Genomic DNA, 18,689 nt, shown 5'->3' on the forward strand with positions numbered 1-18,689 from the left:
TCGGGCACATTGAGGAGCTGCCATGCGCCAACCCAACCTGACTGATGTCGCGCTGTTCGCCGCTGTGGTGGAAGCCGGCGGATTTCGCGCTGCGGCACAGAAGCGCGGCCTCTCGGCCTCATCGCTGAGCGACTGCATGCGCCGGCTGGAAAGTGACGTAGGCCTGCGCCTGCTGAACCGCACCACACGCAGCGTCACGCCAACTGCCGCAGGCGAGCGGCTGCTTGAGCGACTGCGTCCGGCACTGCAGCAAATCGACGCCGCTTTCAATGACCTGGACGACGAGGCACATCGCCCCGTCGGAACGTTGAAGTTGAACGTGCCGGTGCCGGTGGCGCGCTTCCTATTGCCTGACCTGCTGGCACGCTTCCTCAAGCTCTATCCCGGCGTCAGTGTCGAGGTGGTGATGGATAACACCTTCATCGACGTGAACGCTGGTGGGTATGACGCTGGGGTGCGTTATGAGGAAAGCCTGGCCAAGGACACCATCGCCGTGCCCATCGGGCCGCGCCGACAACGCTTCGTCGCCGCTGCGGCCCCCACCTATCTGGCGGCGCGCGGCACGCCCCGTCATCCCGAGGAGCTGGACGGCCACGAGCTGCTGGGCCATCGCTTCGAAAGCGGAAAGGTGGGTGTATTCGAGTTCGAGAAAGACGGGCGCATCCTGCGTATTCCACCGCGCGGGCAACTGCTGACGTCATCGCATGATCTGAAGACCCGCTCGGCCATCAACGGCCTTGGGATCATCTACACCTTTGAGGATTTCCTGCGCGAGCCGCTCGCCGATGGACGCCTGGTGCCCATACTCGAGGATTGGTGGCAGCACTTCGACGGCCCCTACCTCTACTACCATGGGCGTCGCCATATGCCCTTACCGCTCCGGGCCTTCGTCGACTTCATCAAGGCGGAGGCGCTCGAAAGCGCACCCGCCGCGCCCGACCGGCTACTGTAGCGGCCCCATCCGAGCCGATTGAAAAGCGAACGGCAGCCGAAGCCGGCTGCCGTCAATGCGATCACTCGGCGGTGCTGAGCACACCGCGCTGGATCTGATCTCGCTCGATGGATTCGAACAGCGCCTTGAAGTTGCCCTCGCCGAAGCCGCTGTCGCCTTTGCGCTGAATGAACTCGAAGAACACCGGGCCCAGCAGCGTGCCGGAAAATATCTGCAGCAGCAGGCGCTGCTCGCCATTCTCCGAAGCACCGTCGAGCAGAATGCCGCGCGACTTCAACTCCTCGACCGGTTCGCCATGATTCGGCAGCCGTCCTTCGAGCATTTCGTAATAGGTCTCGGGCGGTGCGGTCATGAACACCGTGCCGCTGGCTTTGAGCTTGTCCCAGGTCTGGATGAGGTCATCGGTTAGAAAGGCCACATGCTGGATGCCTTCGCCATTGAACTGCATGAGGAATTCTTCGATCTGCCCTGCGCCCTTCGACGACTCCTCATTGAGCGGGATGCGGATCATGCCGTCCGGCGCGGTCATCGCCTTGGAAGTCAGGCCGGTGTACTCGCCCTTGATGTCGAAGTAGCGGATTTCGCGGAAGTTGAACAGCTTCTCGTAGAAGTCCGCCCAGTAAGCCATGCGACCGCGGTACACGTTGTGGGTCAGGTGATCGATAATCTTCAGGCCGGCACCGACCGGATGACGATCGACACCGTCCAGGAACACGAAGTCGATGTCATAAATCGAGCTGCCTTCGCCGAAGCGGTCGATCAGATACAGCGGCGCGCCACCGATGCCCTTGATCGCCGGCAAGTGCAGCTCCATCGGCCCGGTAGGTAATTCGATGGCTTGAGCACCCAGTTCCAGCGCGCGGGAGTAGGCCTTTTGCGCATCTTTCACGCGGAAGGCCATGCCGCACACCGACGGGCCGTGCTCGGCAGCGAAATAAGCCGCAACGCCCTTGGGCTCGCGGTTGACGATGGCGTTGATCTCGCCCTGTCGATACAGCGCTACATCCTTAGAGCGATGGTTGGCGACATGGGAGAAGCCCATGCTTTCCAGCACTGGCTCGATGACGTTCGGGGTGGGCGAGGCGAACTCGATGAACTCGAAGCCCATGAGGCCCATGGGATTTTCAAACAGGTCGGCCATGATTGGCTCCTTGACTGGCTGTGCATTGATAAGGGATGACGTGAGAGACACGTCAGCCCGGTGGCGCACAGGAGATCCCGCGGACGCTACGCCCGAGGTGGTCGCCCAAGGTCAGTCGAAAGCCAAGCGTCTTCATGCTTGTGGCGTATCCGGTTGGGCATCTGGATGAGCCTGCTGGAAGGCCGGATGCGCGAGCGCCAGGCGCTCGACGCGCAGGATGCGGGGCATGTCGCTCAGCTCCACATTGAAACGCCGCGCCGCGTACAGCTGCGGCAGCAGATACACATCGGCCATACCGGGCTCGCCGAAGCAGTAGCCTTCGTCGCCGATCAGAGCTTCGACCGCCTTGAGGCCCTCGCCTATCCAATGGCCGATCCACGCCAGCACATCTTCTTCGGCAATCTGCAATCCGCGCAGGCGATTGAGCACCGCGACGTTGTGCAGCGGATGAATATCGCAACCGATCAGCGCAGCCACGGCGCGATGCCGCGCACGCGCCATGATGTCGTTGGGCAACAGTGGCGGCTCGGGATAGCGTTCTTCCAGGTATTCGAGGATCGCTGGCGACTGGATCACCGACTCGCCCTCGTCGGTGCGGAGCGTCGGCACCCTGCCCTGCGGATTCAACGCGAGATAGGCCGGCTGGCGATGCTCGCCGCCGTCACGGATCAGGTTGACCGGCACCGCGCGGTAATCCAGGCCCTTCAGCGCAAGCGCAATGCGCACCCGGTAGGACGACGTAGAGCGGTAGTAGGTGTGTAGTTCCATTTCGAGGCCACGCTGTTTGCAAGGTCGCGCTTCATTTTCAGAGCGAATTATTGTTTTTGCGTAATCAAATTACGTTTAGTGGAATCTGCGTCAGCCGTCTCTAACTGTCAAGCCTCCCTATCTTGCCGAAACAGCTTCGCCGCCAACGATACGAACGCTCGAGCCTTTCATCCGCCGCCTAGAACGAATCGCAGGGTGGCGTTGCCGAAAGCACAACGAGAAAGCGAGCAAAGGAGAACACCATGAATCGGCTTTTCGACAAGACCGCTCCGCAAAACGTGCATGGTTGGGAGCGCACCGCGTCGGTGGCGGGCGGCTTGATGCTGTTGGGCAAAGGGCTGCGTCGCGGCGGCATCAGCGGTTTGCTGCAGCTCGCAATGGGCGGCATGGCGCTGGCACGTGGCATTAGCGGACGCTGCGAGGCCAAGCGCATACTGACCGAGACCGAACAGCCGCATCGCACTCAAGACCTGGCTAACAAGCAGCGTTATAGCCACATGCCGCTCGACTCTGAAGTGCACAGCCCCGACTTCGCAGAGCCCAAAGTGAAGCTACCGGACACTACTCCGATGGGGCATGAAACCCACCCGGGCGAGCAACGCACCAGCTAAAAAGGCGCAGGCAGGTCGCTCGTTGTTCACCGCCGCTCAAGTTGATGGACAGGTTTGCTGTCGCAAGATGGGTCCTCGACTTGGAGGTGCGGTACTACTGAAAGCCACAGCAATCCGCTTCGCGCCATGTGCGTTTGAGAGCGCCGCCGAACGGCAATTGTCGACATTTTGGCGGCATGGTATTTATGTGACGTGATTTCGTCACATTTCGCAAAACTCTCAGGATAACACTGATGGACGCTATAAAGCTCGACGGCGAAGAAGCCGGACACTGGGGAGTGGTTTATTCCTATGGCAGCGTACTGGCGTTGTTCGATAACGAGCAAGATGCTCAGAACGAAGCCGCTTGCTTTGGCGGCGCGGTCGTTCAGATCGCGCTAAGTGTCTGGACCGCGCTTTGCGCGGCCCACGCAACTGCGCCGAGCTAACCGACCTGCTGATAGGTCGACGCGCTCCGCCCTCCATTCCACTCAGCTGAGCGCTTGCTGAATGTCATCTACCATGGGCGATATCTCGGTCCGCTGGGCCACTTTATCGCGCTGCTGAAGCACGATATCCAACACGCGGCTGGGCTGAATGTCGATGTCGTCAAAGGTGATCAACTGCCCAGGCTCGACGGCTCTTTTGAGCACCGTGTTGCGGAGCAAACCGATGGGGACATGGTTAGGCTCATCGGCGAGCCGCACCGCTTCACCGCGCACATCGAAGCCTCCAATACCCCGACCGATCACGTCGCCCGACTTCATCACCCGCTTGGCTATCGCCGCGACGCCCAGGGTCGGCTCGGCCGCATTGTTCAGTAGCACACCCCCTCCGGCCAGCACGCGACGGACTGTTTTTCCGACCTCGAGCGAGCAGAGATGGAAAGGACGTGTCAGTACGTAATACGGACCGGGGCCCAGTTTGAAATACTCGATCGCAGGTGCCTGAACCTCATCGTGGCGACATACCAGAAACACCCCACCAGCCGGATAACCGCTAGGTACGACGTAATCGACGATGGGCTGCCCTATGCCGTCCGCAATCAGGCCGAGGACGTTTGCGCTGAGATTCAGGTCGGTTGAGGCCACGCCTTCCAGCCCCTGGCGAGAAATGGTCGCGCCGAAACCATTACCGACCACCGCCTGCTCGATCTGCACCTTGGTGCCATCGGTGAAGGATGTGGTCTGCTCGACGCTGATGCCCTGCCGTTTGGCCCAGTAGCCCATGTCTTCGGGTGTCGGGTTGTGGTTCAGATAGCCCTTCATGTTGCCGTAGACGAGCGGCTTAAAGCCCATCTGCAAGGCGTCCTCTCGCAACGCCGCGAGAGAGCCCGGCTGATCACCTTCGGCTTCGGTCAGCAAGCCCTTGCCTGATAGATAGGAACCGGTGGTGACCTGAAGTTCAGCATTGACCGTGACCACCGGAAGCCCGGCTTCGAATGCACGCTCGATGACTTCCGTTCCGAAGAACACGTCGCCCGTACACTCGACGATGATGTCCGAGTTCGAGATGAGCTCATCAACGGAGTTGGTTAACGCATCTCGCAGCGGGAAGTCGCTCAGCGTTCCGATGTTCCTGCGAGTCAGAACCCGACTGATCTGCAGATCCTTGTAGTGCTGCATGATCAGCCGGACGAAGCAATGCGAAATCATCCCTGTGCCTGAAACACCCACTCGTTTAATTGCTGATTCGCCCATAACGTAAGTCCCTTTGGTTTGCGTGAAGCTCAGACTGTTACATTTGGAAAAAGTTTAAATGGATGGTTTCACCGCTGGCTTGCTCCTTGCGCGCACTCGAAGCGAGTCAGGCATGGCCCAGCTCCTTCGTTTTGTGTGTGAGTCCGGAACGGCACGCGACTTGGAGCCGGCCCGAAAGGTGTCGCTGGGATGTCACTCATGTGCCTGATCACATGCCGCAGCTCGTCGCGCCATGGTTTGGGCCTGATGCCGAAGACATTCTCGATCAGGCTGCAGTCGAGTACAGACCAGGCCGGACGGGCCGCGGCGCGCGGCAGGCTTCCGCTCGTCACCGGCAGCACCTGCGGCGCTTTGTCTATCAAGCCGACCCGTTCCGCTTCACGGAAAATCTCGACGGCGAACTCGGCCCACGAGCACGACGACAATCCACTGTAGTGGTACAGCCCCCACTCGAGATCACCATCGCGGCAATAGCGCAGCGCGAGTTCGATCAGCACCCTGGCGACACTTCGTGAGCGAGTCGGGCAGCCGACCTGATCGCTTACGACAGAGATTTCGTTCGTTTTGCGGCTGAGATTAAGCATCGTCTGCACGAAGTTGTTGCCATGTTCGCCATAGATCCAGCTGGTGCGCAGTATCAGATAGCGATCCAGGGTTTCGCTGATGACGATCTCCCCCGCCCGCCGCGTTTTGCCATAGACGCAGATCGGCAGGGCCAGGTCGGTCTCTCGATAAGGCTGCGAGCCATCGCCCGAAAAGACGTATTCACTGGACAGGTGAAACAGCGGAATGCCGAACCGCTTGGCGGCCTGTGCCAGATTGCCCGCGCCGTCGCGATTCACCGCTTCGGCATGCGCGACCTCCGCCTCAGCATGATCTAGATTGGTATAAGCCGCCGCGTTGATGATCAGCGCCGGCCGGTAGCGCTCGATCGCCTGGGCAATTTCCTCAGAAGATGTGATGTCGACGTCTTTATGCAGCAGGCCGATGGCTTCCAGCCCGAAACTTGGCGCCTGATTGACCAGACAGCGCCCCACCTGTCCACCTGCGCCGCATACCAGCACGCGCATGTTCGGTCTGAGGGAACGAGGCTGTCTTGATTCAGCATCGGTTGATTGCATTGCGCCACAATCAGCCTCGGCTGATTCAATGGCCGGAAGCGGCGGAGTATCGCCGACCTGCGGCGTAGCGGTCGTCGGCGTTGGGATCAGCTCACGTACGCTGACGCCAAGCGTTTCCACCGGCGAATCGGCAGCTTCCGGCTCTGGTGCGAAGTGGAGGCTTTCGAGTAGGCCTTTCGCCACGATCTTCGCCTTGGCGAACTGACCGCGCTGAAGCATGCGAGCCACCTGCCCCAGGCGGGAAAACAACAAGCCCAGGACGCGACGCTTGCGAAAGTATTTACGCGCCACGAACAACTCGTTGCGCACCAGATGCCGATGCAACGCGATCCGATTCGGGTCGGTTTCCCGAAGAATATCGATGGCGCCGCTGACCCGTCGCATATGCAGCACCTTGCTCGCAGCCACCAGGTAACCGGGTACGTCCTGACTGATACGCATGGTGAATTCGGTATCGTCGCCCCACATGAACATGGACGCGATGGGCAAGCCGTGGCGTTGCAGCGATGCTCTGGGCACCAGGATCGAGACGAAGGTTGCGGGACGAACCGGAACCACACCGATATCGAGCAGTTCCGGCCAGTTTTCATAGTCGATTTCATTGGTCCGTTCGTCGATGCGCGGCACGTTGGTCAGCAGCCCTTCGCTGGTATGCGCTTTAGACACCAGAAACGAGTGCGGCTTGTTTTGAGCGCGCAATTGCTCATCGGCCTCAAGCAGCTTCTGCAAGGCGTCCGGCTCGGGAATCACATCGTCATCCATCATCCAGACGAAGTCGGCGCCCTGCTGATAGGCGAGACGGAATCCGGCACTGAAGCCTCCCGATGCCCCGGTGTTGTGCGAGAGGACATACACCTTGAGGTTCGCCAGCCCCGTCTGGAGCAGCATCTCCTCGGTCCCGTCGTTGCTGGCATTATCGACGACGATGATGCCGTCGCAGGGTCGGGTCTGGGCATTGATCCCATCCAGGCAACGCGCTAGCAAATCCTTGCGCTTGTACGAGAGTACGACGGCGAATATCTGATCCATGGGTCGCTTGGTCTCTAATCGGGAAGATAGGTGACATCCAGCCTGACGATATTCGTAGGCGTCTTGTCGGGCGCCGCTGCGGCACTTTTCTGGCGGTGAGCACGGCGCTCAGCTCCGACCGAGGAAGATGAACGAGGTTCAGTGCACTGCAATGTTATGTCGCAAAAAGTCGACGTGATTTATTGACATGCCCGAATGGCAGTCGTTGCGTCGAGCTTGCAGAAAGGAATTGAAAGGGCCGCGTAGAGTTCTAGCGGTGACTGACCCTCATGTCGCGACTCCGCCTTTAAAGCCCCTCCGAACTCCCCATGGCAGCCCGGTTCACATGCTGAGTGGCTTCATCCGATCCGCTCTGGCGGCGCACCGATGCGCCGCCTCACCTCAATCAGGCATAGCTACCACGACATGGGAGACCCGCTCGATGACACAGGACACGCAACACAACCGCAGCATTCACCTCGCCTCCCGCCCGCACGGCGCCCCGACGCCAGAAAACTTCCGCCTGGAAACCGGCCCGGTACCGAAACCCGAAGACGGTCAGCTGCTGCTGCGCACTGTCTATCTCTCGCTGGATCCTTACATGCGCGGCCGGATGAGCGCCGGGCCGTCCTACGCGCCGCCGATGGAGGTCGGCGATGTGATGGTCGGCGGTACGGTCTGTCGGGTCGTCAAGTCCCGTCATTCGGACTATCAGGAAGGTGACTGGGTGCTCAGCGGTAATGGCTGGCAGGACTATGCCCTTTCTAGCGGCGAAGGGCTGCTCAAGCTCAGCCGCGACATGAAGAATCCGTCCCACGCACTGGGCGTGCTGGGCATGCCGGGATTCACGGCTTATATGGGTCTGCTGGATATCGGCCAGCCCAAAGCTGGGGAAACGCTGGTGGTTGCGGCGGCCACCGGGCCGGTGGGCGCCACGGTCGGCCAGATCGGCAAGCTCAAGGGTTGTCGTGTGGTGGGCATCGCTGGTGGTCCAGACAAATGCCGTCATGCGGTCGAAACCCTCGGCTTCGATGCCTGCATCGATCACCGCGCCGAGGACTTCCCTCAGCAATTGGCCGAGCAATGCCCAGATGGCATCGACGTGTATTTCGAGAACGTCGGCGGCAAGGTGTTTGATGCGGTGCTGCCATTGTTCAACACCAGCGCGCGGGTGCCGGTCTGTGGTGTGGTCGCCCAGTACAACAGCACCGGCCTGCCGGATGGGCCGGATCGGTTGCCATTGCTGCTCGACACTCTGTTGAAGAAGCGCATGCGCATGCAGGGCTTCATCATCTTCAACGACTACGGCCACCGCTATGACGAGTTCGCCCGCGACATGGGCGCCTGGTATGCCGAGGGCAAGATCAAGTACCGCGAGCAGATCGTGCAAGGGCTGGAAAATGCACCCGAGGCGCTCATCGGGCTGCTTGAAGGCAAGAACTTCGGCAAGCTGGTGGTGCAGGTGGGCGATGCCTGAAGGTTGGGTGTGGCATCGACAGCATGATTCGCGAGCAAGCTCGCTCCTACGGACGGTGCGCGATCTACGCTCTTGTAGGAGCCAGCTTGCTGGCGAAGCGAGGCCCACACGGCCTTCGACTGCCCGCCTAACTGTGCCGTTCGCCAGCAACGCCTGACGTCCCTCCTGGCTCGCACAGACTTTGGTCGATAGTCAGCTTTGGCTCAGCCCGGTCGATACTTCACAACGGCGTGCATCTCTGGCCTGCTGCTGGTGCGGCGGACGGACGCCAGGAATCGGATTAGCCAGACGGATCTTCAGAAACTCGGTGACGTCCGCCGCCAGTGCTCGCCCGCCGCCGCCCGGGAAGTTGTTGTCGTTGGTCACCAGCAAGGTGCGGGAATCCAGCGGCAACACGCTTTCAATGGTCACGTAGGGAAAGGTGAATGTCCGTTGCCCGTCGCCGTTCAGATCATCGGGATCGGCCAGTTGCATGAGGTCGACAACTTCGGTCTTGCGCACTTCCCCGCCACTGGCGACACCGCGGGTTTCGATCAGGTAGATTTTCTTGAAAGGGGTGCCGTTGGTGGCGGTTGCGTTATTGCGCTCAATGACCAGGAAGCGCGTCTCATCGATCGCAGTCATGTCACCAATGGCGTTCTCTGGCGCTTGCAGGCGATAGAAGAACGCCTTACCGGTGTAACGCTCTTGATCGATATCAAACTCGTTGATACGCAAGGTACCGGCCGGATCGCCGTTGACGGTTTTTTCCAGCAAGGTATAGAGCCTGTCCCCGCGTGGGTTAATCGCCATGCCTTCGAAACCACCCGAGCCGCCCAGGTTCGCGGTTGCTCGTCCCGCCACTACATCGACATGCTGCGGCGCATAAACACCTGGCAAAGAAATCGCGCTGCGAGTGACGGTGCCCGACGCATCGGTCTTGATCAGATATGGCCCGAACTCGTCACCAAACCACCTCGCACAATTCTTGTCTCGGCGCACCGACTCGATGTCCAGGTCGGCGCCCGTCAGCAGACGGCCGAACTCGATAGTGCTGTCGACGCGTGGCTTGGAGCCGTCGTTGTAATAAAAACGGTAGTCGGCCTGGATTGGCAGCTCGAGCTTCTGATTGATGTCGTTGAGGGTGAGGCGCGACGTGTGGGTGAAGCGAGCCAGCGGCGCACCGCTGAGATAGTCACTCGCACTGACCTTCCCGCTCCCGCCGCTGGCCGTACGGAAATCAGGGCGAACGCTGTAAAGCCGCAACAGCGTATCTGCAGAATTTGTCTGACCGCCGAAGCCGTTGTCGGTCATGAATATGAAGCTGTTTTCATCCGCTCCCGGCAGCACTGCTGAAAAACCCTGCACCGGCTGACGGTTTTCATAAGGTGGCGCAAAGGTGCCGTAGGGGTTGGCATTGGCCATCTGCCCAGACGTCGGGCCATCGGAGAAGGTGTCGGCTGGCATCAACGCCCAACCTACCAAGGTATTGCTCGCGGCCATCGCAGGGGCGGAAATCGCAGCGGCAAGCGCTACGACCAGCGGCTTCAGGATTCGCATGAGTCAGTGTCTCCATCCGGTCGGAGCCAGCACCGCGCGACATGCGCAGCGCTCTGGCGTCGGAGAACAACCTTAGGAAGTGACTGTGTCAGGAATATGGCTAAAACTGACGCAGCGTCGGCCAGATGACGCTAGACCACTCGATTACGCTATGCAACCCGGCCTCAGTCTGGACTCACTCGACCTCGTGGCCGCGTGCGGCCTGTGCCAGATAGAACCACGCCTGCGTATCGAGCCGCAGTTCGGCGCCCTGCAGCGCTTCCTCGATCCGCTCCCAACGCAGGCTGCCCAGGATGGGGACTGGCTTGCCAGGCAACTTGCGCAGCCAGGCCAGGGCGACCTGATTGGCCGAAGCGTCAAGCGCCGCACCGACTTCCTCAAGCGCTTGTTGTAGCACCGGGCTGAAACGGCCACCCGCCAGCGGTGACCAAGCCAACACATGCAGGCCCTCACTTTCCATGGCATGCAGGCGCCCATCCCATACCGTTTCCTGGGCGTGCAGCGACAGCTCGATCTGGTTGCAGCGCAGCGGCAACTCGCGCGCCAGTGTTTGGCAATGCGGCAGCTCGGCGTTGGATACGCCAAGCCAGCCGATCTTGCCGCTTGCGACCAGATCGTTCAGCGCTCGGACAACCTCATCAACCTGCAGCAAAGGGTCTGGCCGATGCAGCAGGAAGCCGTCCAGGCGCTCCACGCCGAGCCGCTTCAGAGAGCCGTCGACCGCCTCGGTAAGGTACGCCGCTTGGGTGTTGTAATGCTTGACCTGCCAGCGAGAGCGATCTTGCGAAGCTGGCACGATGTCAGCCTTACCAATCAGTTGGATCTGCTGACGCAGCGCCGGCTGCAGTTTCAGCGCGGCGCCAAAATGCGTCTCGCATTCTCCAGCGCCATAAATGTCAGCGTGGTCGAAAGCACTCACGCCACGCTCGACACAGCGATCCAGAAAGCTCAGCAGTGCCTGCGGCTGCGCCAACTCTGGGTATTGCATCAGACGCATCATGCCCAGCAGCAAAGGTTGTTCGACGACCTTGTTCAAGTGATCTCCGCGATTCGTCAGGATTGAGGTCAGCGGCAATCATAGCCATGCCGGGACCGGAAGGTCGTGTACTGACCGAGCCCAACGCGCAAGGTTCGGCTCCGTATAGCTGCGCCAGGCGATTACCGATGAAGTCACTCGGCATATCGCCCCAAAAAAGGGAGCTTTTCGCGAATACCGCACCTTTGTGGTTCAACTTTGACGGTGGGCTGAAGCCCACCCTACAAAAGCCTCGTTCCGTAGGGTGGGCTTCAGCCCACCAACCCCGCGCAGCTCCGCCCTCACGCCCTCCTTCAAGGTCGCTGGCACGCAACCTGCTATGGCCTAAGCAACGCCTGCCGAGCGATTCGGCAGAGCCTCCCGCGGTCAGCGAAGACCATCAGCCGCAAACGGCGCGGGACAGGTGCAACGGGCAACGAGGCTCGAACAGTCACCTCCACAACTTATGAATACCAGGCAAAGGCGCCTGGAGCTGCCCGACAGCTCCAGGCGCCTTTTTGTTTTTGTGCGATGCAACCGCAAACGGCATCGACGGAGGAACCGGTCATGAACGCAATCGTCACCCCGATCAAGAGCGAAACGCTGGTCATTATCGGCAACGGGATGGTGGGACATCACTGCATTGAGCAGCTGATCGAGCGCGGTGCCCTGGCTCAGTACCAGCTGCATGTTTACGGCGAGGAGCGTCAGAGAGCCTATGACCGGGTGCATCTGTCCGAATACTTCGGCGGCCGCGATGCCGACTCCCTGGCGATGTGCGACGCCGATTACTACGCCACCCATGGCGTGCATGTTCACCTCGGCGTGCAGGTGTTGGAGATCGACCGGCAGCGCAAGGAAGTGGTCACCAGCGAGGGCCGCCAGGCTTACGACAAACTTATTCTAGCGACCGGTTCATACCCGTTCGTACCGCCTATTCCAGGCGCCGAGGGCAACTCCCGGCTGGTCTACCGCACCCTTGATGACCTGGACGCCATTCGTGCCGCTGCCAGCAACGCCAAGCGTGGTGTGGTGGTGGGCGGTGGACTTTTGGGTCTGGAAGCAGCCAACGCCCTTAAGTCGCTCGGCCTGGAAGCCCATGTCGTGGAGTTCGCTCCCCGTCTGATGCCGGTGCAGTTGGACGACGAAGGCGGCAAGGCACTCAAGGCCCGTATCGAGGCGCTGGGTGTCGGTGTGCACCTGTCCCGCGCGACGCAGGAAATTGTCATCGGTGAGGAATATGCCTACCGAATGAACTTCAACGATGGCGCTGATGGTAGATGTGAGTATCTGGAAACCGATCTGATCGTCTTCTCAGCCGGCATCCGTCCCCAGGATGCGCTCGGGCGCAACGCCGAACTGGAGATCGCTCCGCGCGGCGGTGTGGTGATAGACGCGGACTACCGCACCAGCGACCCCTCGATCTTCGCCATCGGCGAATGCGCGTCCTGGAACGGTATGGTCTTCGGTCTGGTAGCACCCGGCTACACCATGGCGCGTAACGTCGCCGCGCTGCTCTGCGGCGAGCCACACCAGCCCTTCAGCGGCGCGGACATGTCAACCAAGCTCAAGCTGCTCGGCGTCGATGTCGGCTCCATCGGCGATGCACACGCGGCCACGCCCGGCGCCAAGAGTTATCGCTTTATCGACGAAGCCAATGCCAGCTACCGCCGCCTGGTGCTGTCTGAAGATGGCAAGCGCGTCATCGGTGCCGTGCTGATTGGCGACAATAGCTACTACGACACCCTGCTGCAGTATGCGCAGAACGGCATCAAGCTGCCGGCCGACCCGTCCTCCCTGATCTTGCCGCTGTCCGATGGCGCACCGACATTAGGCGCGGACGCCCTGCCCGACACCGCGACCCTCTGCTCCTGCCACAACGTCACCAAAGGCGCGGTGTGCTGCCAGGTCGACGCGGGCATCACCGACCTCGGCGAGCTGAAAGCCGCAACCAAAGCGGGTACCGGCTGCGGGGGATGCAGCGCGTTGCTCAAGCAAGTATTCGAGCATGAGCTGACGGCCCGCGGCGTCGAGGTCGACAAGAGTCTTTGCGAGCACTTCGCCCATACCCGGCAGGAGCTGTACGGCATTGTGCGCGTCGAAAGCATCATCAGCTTCGACGAACTGCTGGCCAAACATGGACGCGGCCACACTGGCTGCGATATCTGCAAGCCTGCGGTGGGCTCGATTCTCGCCTCCTGCTGGAACCAGCCGATCACCGATCCTGGGCTGATTCCATTGCAGGACACCAACGATACCTTCATGGCGAACATGCAGAAGAACGGCACCTACTCGGTGGTGCCGCGCATAGCCGGCGGCGAAATCACTCCGGACAAGCTGATCGCCCTCGGAGCCGTCGCCAAGAAATACGACCTCTACACCAAAATCACCGGCGGCCAGCGCATCGACCTGTTCGGCGCCGAGCTGCATGAGCTGCCAGACATCTGGGGCGAGCTGATCGAAGCCGGTTTCGAGACCGGCCATGCCTACGGCAAGTCGTTGCGCACAGTGAAATCCTGTGTCGGCAGCACCTGGTGCCGCTACGGAGTGCAGGACAGCGTTGGCATGGCGCTGCGCCTGGAGGATCGCTACAAGGGCCTGCGCTCGCCGCACAAGATCAAGTTCGGTGTTTCTGGCTGCACCCGTGAATGCGCCGAGGCACAGAGCAAAGACATCGGCGTGATCGCCACCGAGAACGGCTGGAATCTTTACGTCTCGGGCAACGGCGGCATGCGTCCGCGTCATGCCGAACTGTTTGCCACCGATCTCGATGACGAAACGCTGATTCGCTACATCGACCGCTTCCTGATGTTCTACATCCGCACCGCGGACAAGCTGCAGCGCACCTCGGTGTGGCGCGAATCCCTCGAAGGCGGCCTCGATTACCTCAAGGACGTCATCATCGGTGACAGCCTCAATCTGGCTGCCGAGCTGGAGGCGCAGATGCAGTTGGTGGTCGATCGCTACGAATGCGAGTGGGCGAATGCCATCAAGGACCCGGAAAAACTCAAGCGCTTCCGCACCTTCGTCAACGACCAGCGCGGCGATCCAGACATTCACTTCGTCAAGGAACGCGGCCAGCGCCGTCCGGTGCATGCACACGAACTTCACCTGATTCCCGTAACCGAGGAGGTGCTCTGATGAGCCAGTCCAACGCCGTACGTGTCGATTCCGTTCAACCCGCCGGTTGGCGCGCACTGTGTAGCCGCCGCGATCTGGTGGCCAATTCCGGTGTGGTTGCCTGGCTGGACGGCGCGCAAGTCGCCCTCTTCCACCTGCCGGAGACAGAGGAAGGCGAAAAGCTGTTCGCCATTGAAAACCGCGACCCGAAATCGGGCGCCAACGTCATCGGCCGCGGCCTCGTTGGGCAGTTGAAGGGCGATCTGGTGATCGCCTCGCCGCTGTACAAGCAGCACTTCCGCCTGGAAGACGGCACCTGCCTGGAATATCCCGAGCAACACTTGCAGGTCTGGCCAGTGCGGCTCAACGGCGATGCGGTGGAAATCGCTTCAACGGGCGGGGCATGAATTTGTAGGGCCGAATTCATTCGGCCAACTGAGCGGCAGACGGCCGAACAAGTTCGGCCCTACGGAAGCGCTCACTCGGATTTGCAAGGCCGAAATCATCGGCCAACAGCCAACACGCACTGAGAATCGAATATGTCCTACATCGTCCCTTCGGAATTCGTCACCAAGATGGTCGACGCCGGTGAGTCCAAAATCTTCATGTCTACGCGGGATACCCTGATCCGGGCCTTCATGGCCGGTGCGATCCTTGCGCTCGCGGCAGTCTTCGCTATCACCATCACGGTGCAAACAGGCTCGCCGCTGGTGGGTGCCATGCTGTTTCCCGTCGGCTTCGTCATGTTGTACCTGATGGGTTTCGACCTGCTCACCGGCGTCTTCGTCCTGACGCCGCTGGCGCTGCTCGACCGGCGTCCAGGAGTGACCGTCGACGGAGTTCTGCGCAACTGGGGACTGGTCTTTCTCGGAAATTTCGGAGGTGCGTTGACGGTTGCGCTCATGATGGCGTTCGTCTTCACCATGGGATTTTCCACCGATCCGGGCCCGGTAGGCGAAAAGATTTCCCATGTGGGTGAGGACCGTACCCTGGGCTACGCCGAGTTCGGCCTGGCTGGCTGGTTGACCATCTTCCTGCGCGGCATGCTGTGCAACTGGATGGTGTCGATGGGTGTGGTCGGCGCGATGATTTCCACCTCGGTGAGCGGCAAGGTCATCGCCATGTGGATGCCGATCATGTTGTTCTTCTACATGGGCTTCGAGCATTCGGTGGTGAACATGTTCCTGTTCCCTGCAGGGATGATCATGGGCGGTGACTTCTCAATCATGGATTACATGATCTGGAATGAAATCCCCACCGCGCTGGGCAATCTGGTGGGCGGTTTGGCCTTTACCGGCCTGACGCTCTACACCACCCATGTCAAAACTGCGCCGAAACGCGCGCTGCGCTGAAGACTTTGCGAACTCCGGCCCGTCTGGAGTTCGCGGCATTCTATGAGAAGCCAACTCAAGGTTTCGGTGGGCCAATACACCGACAAGGGGCGCAAGGAAAGCAACCAGGATTTCCATGGCATTTACATTCCCAAAGAACCGCAACTGAGCAACAAGGGGATCGCCATCGCTGTGGCCGACGGCATCAGTAGCAGCGCCGTCAGCCATATCGCCAGCGAATCGGCAGTCACCGGCTTTTTCGCCGATTACTACTGCACATCCGATGCCTGGTCGGTCAAGACCTCGGCGCAACGGGTCCTGATGGCGACCAACTCCTGGCTGCATGCGCAAAGCCAGCAAAGTCAGTACCGGTACGACAAGGATCGCGGCTACGTCTGTACCTTCAGTGCCATGGTCATCAAGTCGACTACCGCGCACTTCTTCCACGCCGGCGACTCGCGTATCTATCGCGTCCAAGGCAACGCACTGGAACAGCTGACCAATGACCATCGGATGAGGGTTTCGGAGCAAAAGAGTTACCTGAGCCGGGCCCTGGGCATTCATCCGCAGCTGGATCTGGACTACCGCGCCGAGCCGGTCGAAGTGGGTGATACCTTCATCCTCACGACCGACGGCGCTCATGAATACCTCGACGACTCGTCGATGCTCGACGCGATCGCTCGCAACCCGGACGATCTGAATGCGGCCGCTCGGGAAATCATCGCCCGGGCGCTGGAACAGGGCAGCGACGACAACCTCACGGTGCAGATCCTGCGCATTAATGAATTGCCGGCGCAGGCAGCGGACGAGTTCTACCGGCAACTCACCGAGCTGCCCTTCCCGCCCATACTGGAACCACGCGCCCGGTTCGATGGCTACACCATCGTTCGCGAAGTGCATGCCAGCAGCCGCAGCCACGTCTATCTGGCACTCGACGATGACAGCCAGACGCGGGTAATCATCAAAACGCCATCGCTCGATCTGCAGCGAGACGCCCAATACCTCGAGCGCTTTCTCACCGAGGAATGGGTCGCGCGGCGCATCGACAGCGCCCACGTGGCCAAGCCTTGCCCGCAGACGCGCAAGCGCAACTATCTGTACAGCCTTACCGAGTTCATCGAGGGCCAGACGCTGACCCAATGGATGATCGACCACCCCAGGCCGGACCTGGAGACGGTTCGCGGCATCGTCGAGCAGATCGCCAAAGGCCTTCGTGCCTTCCACCGGCTGGAAATGTTGCACCAGGATCTGCGCCCGGAAAACATCATGATCGACACCACCGGCACGGTGAAAATCATCGATTTCGGTTCCACCCGCGTCGCCGGCCTCATGGAAATCGCTTCGCCCATCGAGCGCAGTGAGTTGCTCGGTACTGCGCAATACACCGCGCCGGAATATTTTCTGGGAGAAGGCGGCACGCCCCGCTCGGACCTGTTCTCGCTGGCGGTCGTCACTTATCAGATGCTTACCAGCCAGTTGCCTTACGGCACGCAAGTGGCACGCTGCCGTACCCGTGCGGCGCTGAACGCGCTCAGCTATCGACCGATCCGCGAGCATGACCGCGCGGTACCGGCATGGGTCGATGAGGTCTTGCGCAAGGCGCTACACATCAACCCTTACAAGCGCTACGAGGACCTGTCCGAGTTCGTGTTCGAGCTGCGCCAGCCCAACCAGGCCTTTCTCAACAAGTCCAGACCACCGCTAATGGAACGCAACCCAGTGCTGTTCTGGAAAAGCGTTTCGCTAGTGCTGGCCATTACGGTGGTCGTGCTGATGGTGCGTTGAGGCCTGCATACTTTCAGTCCGTTGCGACGCCTCACTCGAAGCGCTGCGGCGCGTAGACGTTGAGCTCGGGATCGGTGACGCCGTCTTTCGACGGGTCGAGAATCCAGCGCAGTTGGGTGACCAGCTCCTCACAGTTTTCGCCGCGCTGCAACCAATCCTGGAAAGCAATCCGCGCGCCCGACAAAGCCGCTTCCGTAACGTGCTCAGCCTGCGTCGTAGGCTCACCGGCTTGCCAATTATCGAATACGACTTTGAGGGCTTGCTGCGCTTCTTCGGCTCCCAACTCCCCGTCCGACCAGCGCGATGTGATGTCCTGAGCCTGTTGCAAGGCGGTTACCGAGGGGTTAGACGATTCCATTTTTTAGGCTCCTCCAGCGAATTCTTGTCTAGCTTGGAGTCCGGCTGCGCCGGCGAATTCGTCTCCGCCTATCAGACCGCAGCGCCGCTGGCGGGGCATTTGACGACCGTTCCAAGCCATCGAACCTATAAGACCACCGCCGTTCGGCTCCTGGCCGGAACGTCCATGCAAGATGGGCTGCCAGAGGATGAACAGCGCTGGGTTTGCGTCTGGCTGCTTGATCCGTTCCGGTCACTATGACGGCGAGGCCCGATCCCTCCCCGGCGGTGCACGATAATCCCCTTACGCAGTGGAATTTGCGCCATGCACCTGATCCAGCTACTGCTCCCGCTTTACGACAATGACGGGCAAGCCTTGCCTAAATTGCTGTTCGCCGAGGTGCGTGACGAACTCATGCAGCAGTTCGGCGGCCTGACCGCTCACACCCGCGCGCCAGTCAACGGATTGTGGCGCGAGGATGACAACTCAGCCGTGCGCGACGACCTGATCATTTACGAAGTGCTGGCGTCCGAGCTTAATCGCGCCTGGTGGAGCGAGTACCGAACTTCTCTGGAAACCCGCTTCCGTCAGGAGCAGGTGTTGATTCAGGCGCATCCGGTCGAGCGGCTATAACGGTGGTTAGCTTCCTCCTCACCGCTTGGTTAAAGTCAGAGTCGAACGTCATGCCGGGTCGCTCCAGGCTGCGCACGAACTGATGAAGATTTAATGAACCTTCAGCGCGTCCCGCTGTCAGTCCAGTCTGCAGCCCTACAGGGGGTCACGTGTTCACCCCTGGGATAAGACA

At 60.5% G+C, this 18,689-nt stretch carries 16 protein-coding genes; 9 read left to right on the forward strand and 7 right to left on the reverse strand.

What is annotated here, in order from left to right; all coding sequences use genetic code 11:
• Positions 1-22: 22 nt before the first annotated feature.
• On the forward strand, positions 23-952 hold the full coding sequence (locus NA647_RS08980) for a LysR family transcriptional regulator (RefSeq protein WP_256049343.1): 930 nt from the start codon (positions 23-25) through the stop codon (positions 950-952).
• 61 nt (positions 953-1,013) lie between these two features.
• Here the strand turns inward: NA647_RS08980 and hppD are convergent, their stop codons facing one another.
• Positions 1,014-2,093 (reverse strand): 4-hydroxyphenylpyruvate dioxygenase, encoded by a 1,080-nt coding sequence (hppD, locus tag NA647_RS08985; protein WP_256057373.1) that lies wholly within the window; start codon positions 2,091-2,093, stop codon positions 1,014-1,016.
• A 132-nt stretch (positions 2,094-2,225) separates the two neighbouring features.
• Positions 2,226-2,861, reverse strand: coding sequence for a maleylacetoacetate isomerase (gene maiA / locus NA647_RS08990; protein ID WP_256057374.1), 636 nt, complete (start codon positions 2,859-2,861; stop codon positions 2,226-2,228).
• 242 nt (positions 2,862-3,103) lie between these two features.
• Here maiA and NA647_RS08995 point away from each other — a divergent pair, with 242 nt between their 5' ends.
• Together NA647_RS08995 and NA647_RS09000 are read left to right on the forward strand one after the other, a co-directional pair.
• Entirely contained in the window at positions 3,104-3,472 is a 369-nt protein-coding gene (locus NA647_RS08995) for a YgaP-like transmembrane domain (RefSeq protein ID WP_256057375.1), read from the forward strand.
• 233 nt (positions 3,473-3,705) lie between these two features.
• Complete coding sequence (locus tag NA647_RS09000; RefSeq protein ID WP_256057376.1) at positions 3,706-3,900, forward strand: hypothetical protein; 195 nt, start codon at positions 3,706-3,708, stop codon at positions 3,898-3,900.
• A gap of 42 nt (positions 3,901-3,942) precedes the next feature.
• On the opposite strand, the gene NA647_RS09005 is transcribed toward NA647_RS09000, so the two are convergent.
• Positions 3,943-5,106 carry an NAD(P)-dependent oxidoreductase gene (locus NA647_RS09005; protein ID WP_256057377.1) on the reverse strand — a complete coding sequence of 388 codons (1,164 nt, stop codon included), beginning with the start codon at positions 5,104-5,106 and terminating at the stop codon, positions 3,943-3,945.
• A 113-nt stretch (positions 5,107-5,219) separates the two neighbouring features.
• Positions 5,220-7,301 carry a dTDP-4-dehydrorhamnose reductase gene (rfbD, locus tag NA647_RS09010; protein WP_256057378.1) on the reverse strand — a complete coding sequence of 694 codons (2,082 nt, stop codon included), beginning with the start codon at positions 7,299-7,301 and terminating at the stop codon, positions 5,220-5,222.
• Positions 7,302-7,722: 421 nt separating this feature from the next.
• Here rfbD and NA647_RS09015 point away from each other — a divergent pair, with 421 nt between their 5' ends.
• Positions 7,723-8,757, forward strand: coding sequence for an NADP-dependent oxidoreductase (locus NA647_RS09015; protein WP_256057379.1), 1,035 nt, complete (start codon positions 7,723-7,725; stop codon positions 8,755-8,757).
• Positions 8,758-8,949: 192 nt separating this feature from the next.
• Here NA647_RS09015 and NA647_RS09020 read toward each other — a convergent pair whose 3' ends face one another.
• Together NA647_RS09020 and NA647_RS09025 are read right to left on the reverse strand one after the other, a co-directional pair.
• Positions 8,950-10,296: an esterase-like activity of phytase family protein gene (locus tag NA647_RS09020; RefSeq protein WP_256057380.1), complete on the reverse strand. Its 1,347-nt coding sequence runs from the start codon at positions 10,294-10,296 to the stop codon at positions 8,950-8,952.
• A gap of 175 nt (positions 10,297-10,471) precedes the next feature.
• Positions 10,472-11,296, reverse strand: a complete 825-nt coding sequence (locus tag NA647_RS09025) for an aldo/keto reductase (RefSeq protein ID WP_336604948.1) — start codon at positions 11,294-11,296, stop codon at positions 10,472-10,474.
• A 582-nt stretch (positions 11,297-11,878) separates the two neighbouring features.
• Between NA647_RS09025 and nirB the strand changes: the two genes are divergently transcribed.
• The 4 genes from nirB to NA647_RS09045 all read left to right on the forward strand — a co-directional run bounded on the left by nirB (position 11,879) and on the right by NA647_RS09045 (position 17,547).
• Positions 11,879-14,452 carry a nitrite reductase large subunit NirB gene (gene nirB, locus NA647_RS09030; RefSeq protein ID WP_256057382.1) on the forward strand — a complete coding sequence of 858 codons (2,574 nt, stop codon included), beginning with the start codon at positions 11,879-11,881 and terminating at the stop codon, positions 14,450-14,452.
• Positions 14,452-14,838, forward strand: a complete 387-nt coding sequence (nirD, locus tag NA647_RS09035; RefSeq protein ID WP_256057383.1) for a nitrite reductase small subunit NirD — start codon at positions 14,452-14,454, stop codon at positions 14,836-14,838. Before nirB ends, nirD begins: the two co-directional genes overlap by 1 nt.
• A gap of 132 nt (positions 14,839-14,970) precedes the next feature.
• The gene (locus NA647_RS09040; RefSeq protein ID WP_256057384.1) at positions 14,971-15,783 is read left to right on the forward strand and encodes a formate/nitrite transporter family protein; all 813 of its coding nucleotides are present in this window, start codon (positions 14,971-14,973) and stop codon (positions 15,781-15,783) included.
• Positions 15,784-15,825: 42 nt separating this feature from the next.
• Positions 15,826-17,547 carry a bifunctional protein-serine/threonine kinase/phosphatase gene (locus NA647_RS09045; RefSeq protein ID WP_256057385.1) on the forward strand — a complete coding sequence of 574 codons (1,722 nt, stop codon included), beginning with the start codon at positions 15,826-15,828 and terminating at the stop codon, positions 17,545-17,547.
• 31 nt (positions 17,548-17,578) lie between these two features.
• Here NA647_RS09045 and NA647_RS09050 read toward each other — a convergent pair whose 3' ends face one another.
• Positions 17,579-17,905 carry a hypothetical protein gene (locus tag NA647_RS09050; RefSeq protein WP_256057386.1) on the reverse strand — a complete coding sequence of 109 codons (327 nt, stop codon included), beginning with the start codon at positions 17,903-17,905 and terminating at the stop codon, positions 17,579-17,581.
• A gap of 303 nt (positions 17,906-18,208) precedes the next feature.
• On the opposite strand from NA647_RS09050, the gene NA647_RS09055 reads away from it, so the two are divergent.
• Positions 18,209-18,517: a hypothetical protein gene (locus NA647_RS09055; RefSeq protein ID WP_256057387.1), complete on the forward strand. Its 309-nt coding sequence runs from the start codon at positions 18,209-18,211 to the stop codon at positions 18,515-18,517.
• The last annotated feature ends 172 nt before the right edge of the window (positions 18,518-18,689 follow it).

The sequence above is a fragment of the Stutzerimonas stutzeri genome (assembly GCF_024448985.1).
GTDB classification, from domain to species: domain Bacteria; phylum Pseudomonadota; class Gammaproteobacteria; order Pseudomonadales; family Pseudomonadaceae; genus Stutzerimonas; species Stutzerimonas stutzeri_AP.

Coding starts and splice junctions, on each gene's coding strand:
- NA647_RS08980 (WP_256049343.1), top strand. CDS start 23: ATGCGCCAACCCAACCTGACTGATGTCGCGCTGTTCGCCGCTGTGGTG.
- hppD (WP_256057373.1), bottom strand. CDS start 2,093: ATGGCCGACCTGTTTGAAAATCCCATGGGCCTCATGGGCTTCGAGTTC.
- maiA (WP_256057374.1), bottom strand. CDS start 2,861: ATGGAACTACACACCTACTACCGCTCTACGTCGTCCTACCGGGTGCGC.
- NA647_RS08995 (WP_256057375.1), top strand. CDS start 3,104: ATGAATCGGCTTTTCGACAAGACCGCTCCGCAAAACGTGCATGGTTGG.
- NA647_RS09000 (WP_256057376.1), top strand. CDS start 3,706: ATGGACGCTATAAAGCTCGACGGCGAAGAAGCCGGACACTGGGGAGTG.
- NA647_RS09005 (WP_256057377.1), bottom strand. CDS start 5,106: ATGATTTCGCATTGCTTCGTCCGGCTGATCATGCAGCACTACAAGGAT.
- rfbD (WP_256057378.1), bottom strand. CDS start 7,301: ATGGATCAGATATTCGCCGTCGTACTCTCGTACAAGCGCAAGGATTTG.
- NA647_RS09015 (WP_256057379.1), top strand. CDS start 7,723: ATGACACAGGACACGCAACACAACCGCAGCATTCACCTCGCCTCCCGC.
- NA647_RS09020 (WP_256057380.1), bottom strand. CDS start 10,296: ATGCGAATCCTGAAGCCGCTGGTCGTAGCGCTTGCCGCTGCGATTTCC.
- NA647_RS09025 (WP_336604948.1), bottom strand. CDS start 11,296: ATGATGCGTCTGATGCAATACCCAGAGTTGGCGCAGCCGCAGGCACTG.
- nirB (WP_256057382.1), top strand. CDS start 11,879: ATGAACGCAATCGTCACCCCGATCAAGAGCGAAACGCTGGTCATTATC.
- nirD (WP_256057383.1), top strand. CDS start 14,452: ATGAGCCAGTCCAACGCCGTACGTGTCGATTCCGTTCAACCCGCCGGT.
- NA647_RS09040 (WP_256057384.1), top strand. CDS start 14,971: ATGTCCTACATCGTCCCTTCGGAATTCGTCACCAAGATGGTCGACGCC.
- NA647_RS09045 (WP_256057385.1), top strand. CDS start 15,826: ATGAGAAGCCAACTCAAGGTTTCGGTGGGCCAATACACCGACAAGGGG.
- NA647_RS09050 (WP_256057386.1), bottom strand. CDS start 17,905: ATGGAATCGTCTAACCCCTCGGTAACCGCCTTGCAACAGGCTCAGGAC.
- NA647_RS09055 (WP_256057387.1), top strand. CDS start 18,209: ATGCACCTGATCCAGCTACTGCTCCCGCTTTACGACAATGACGGGCAA.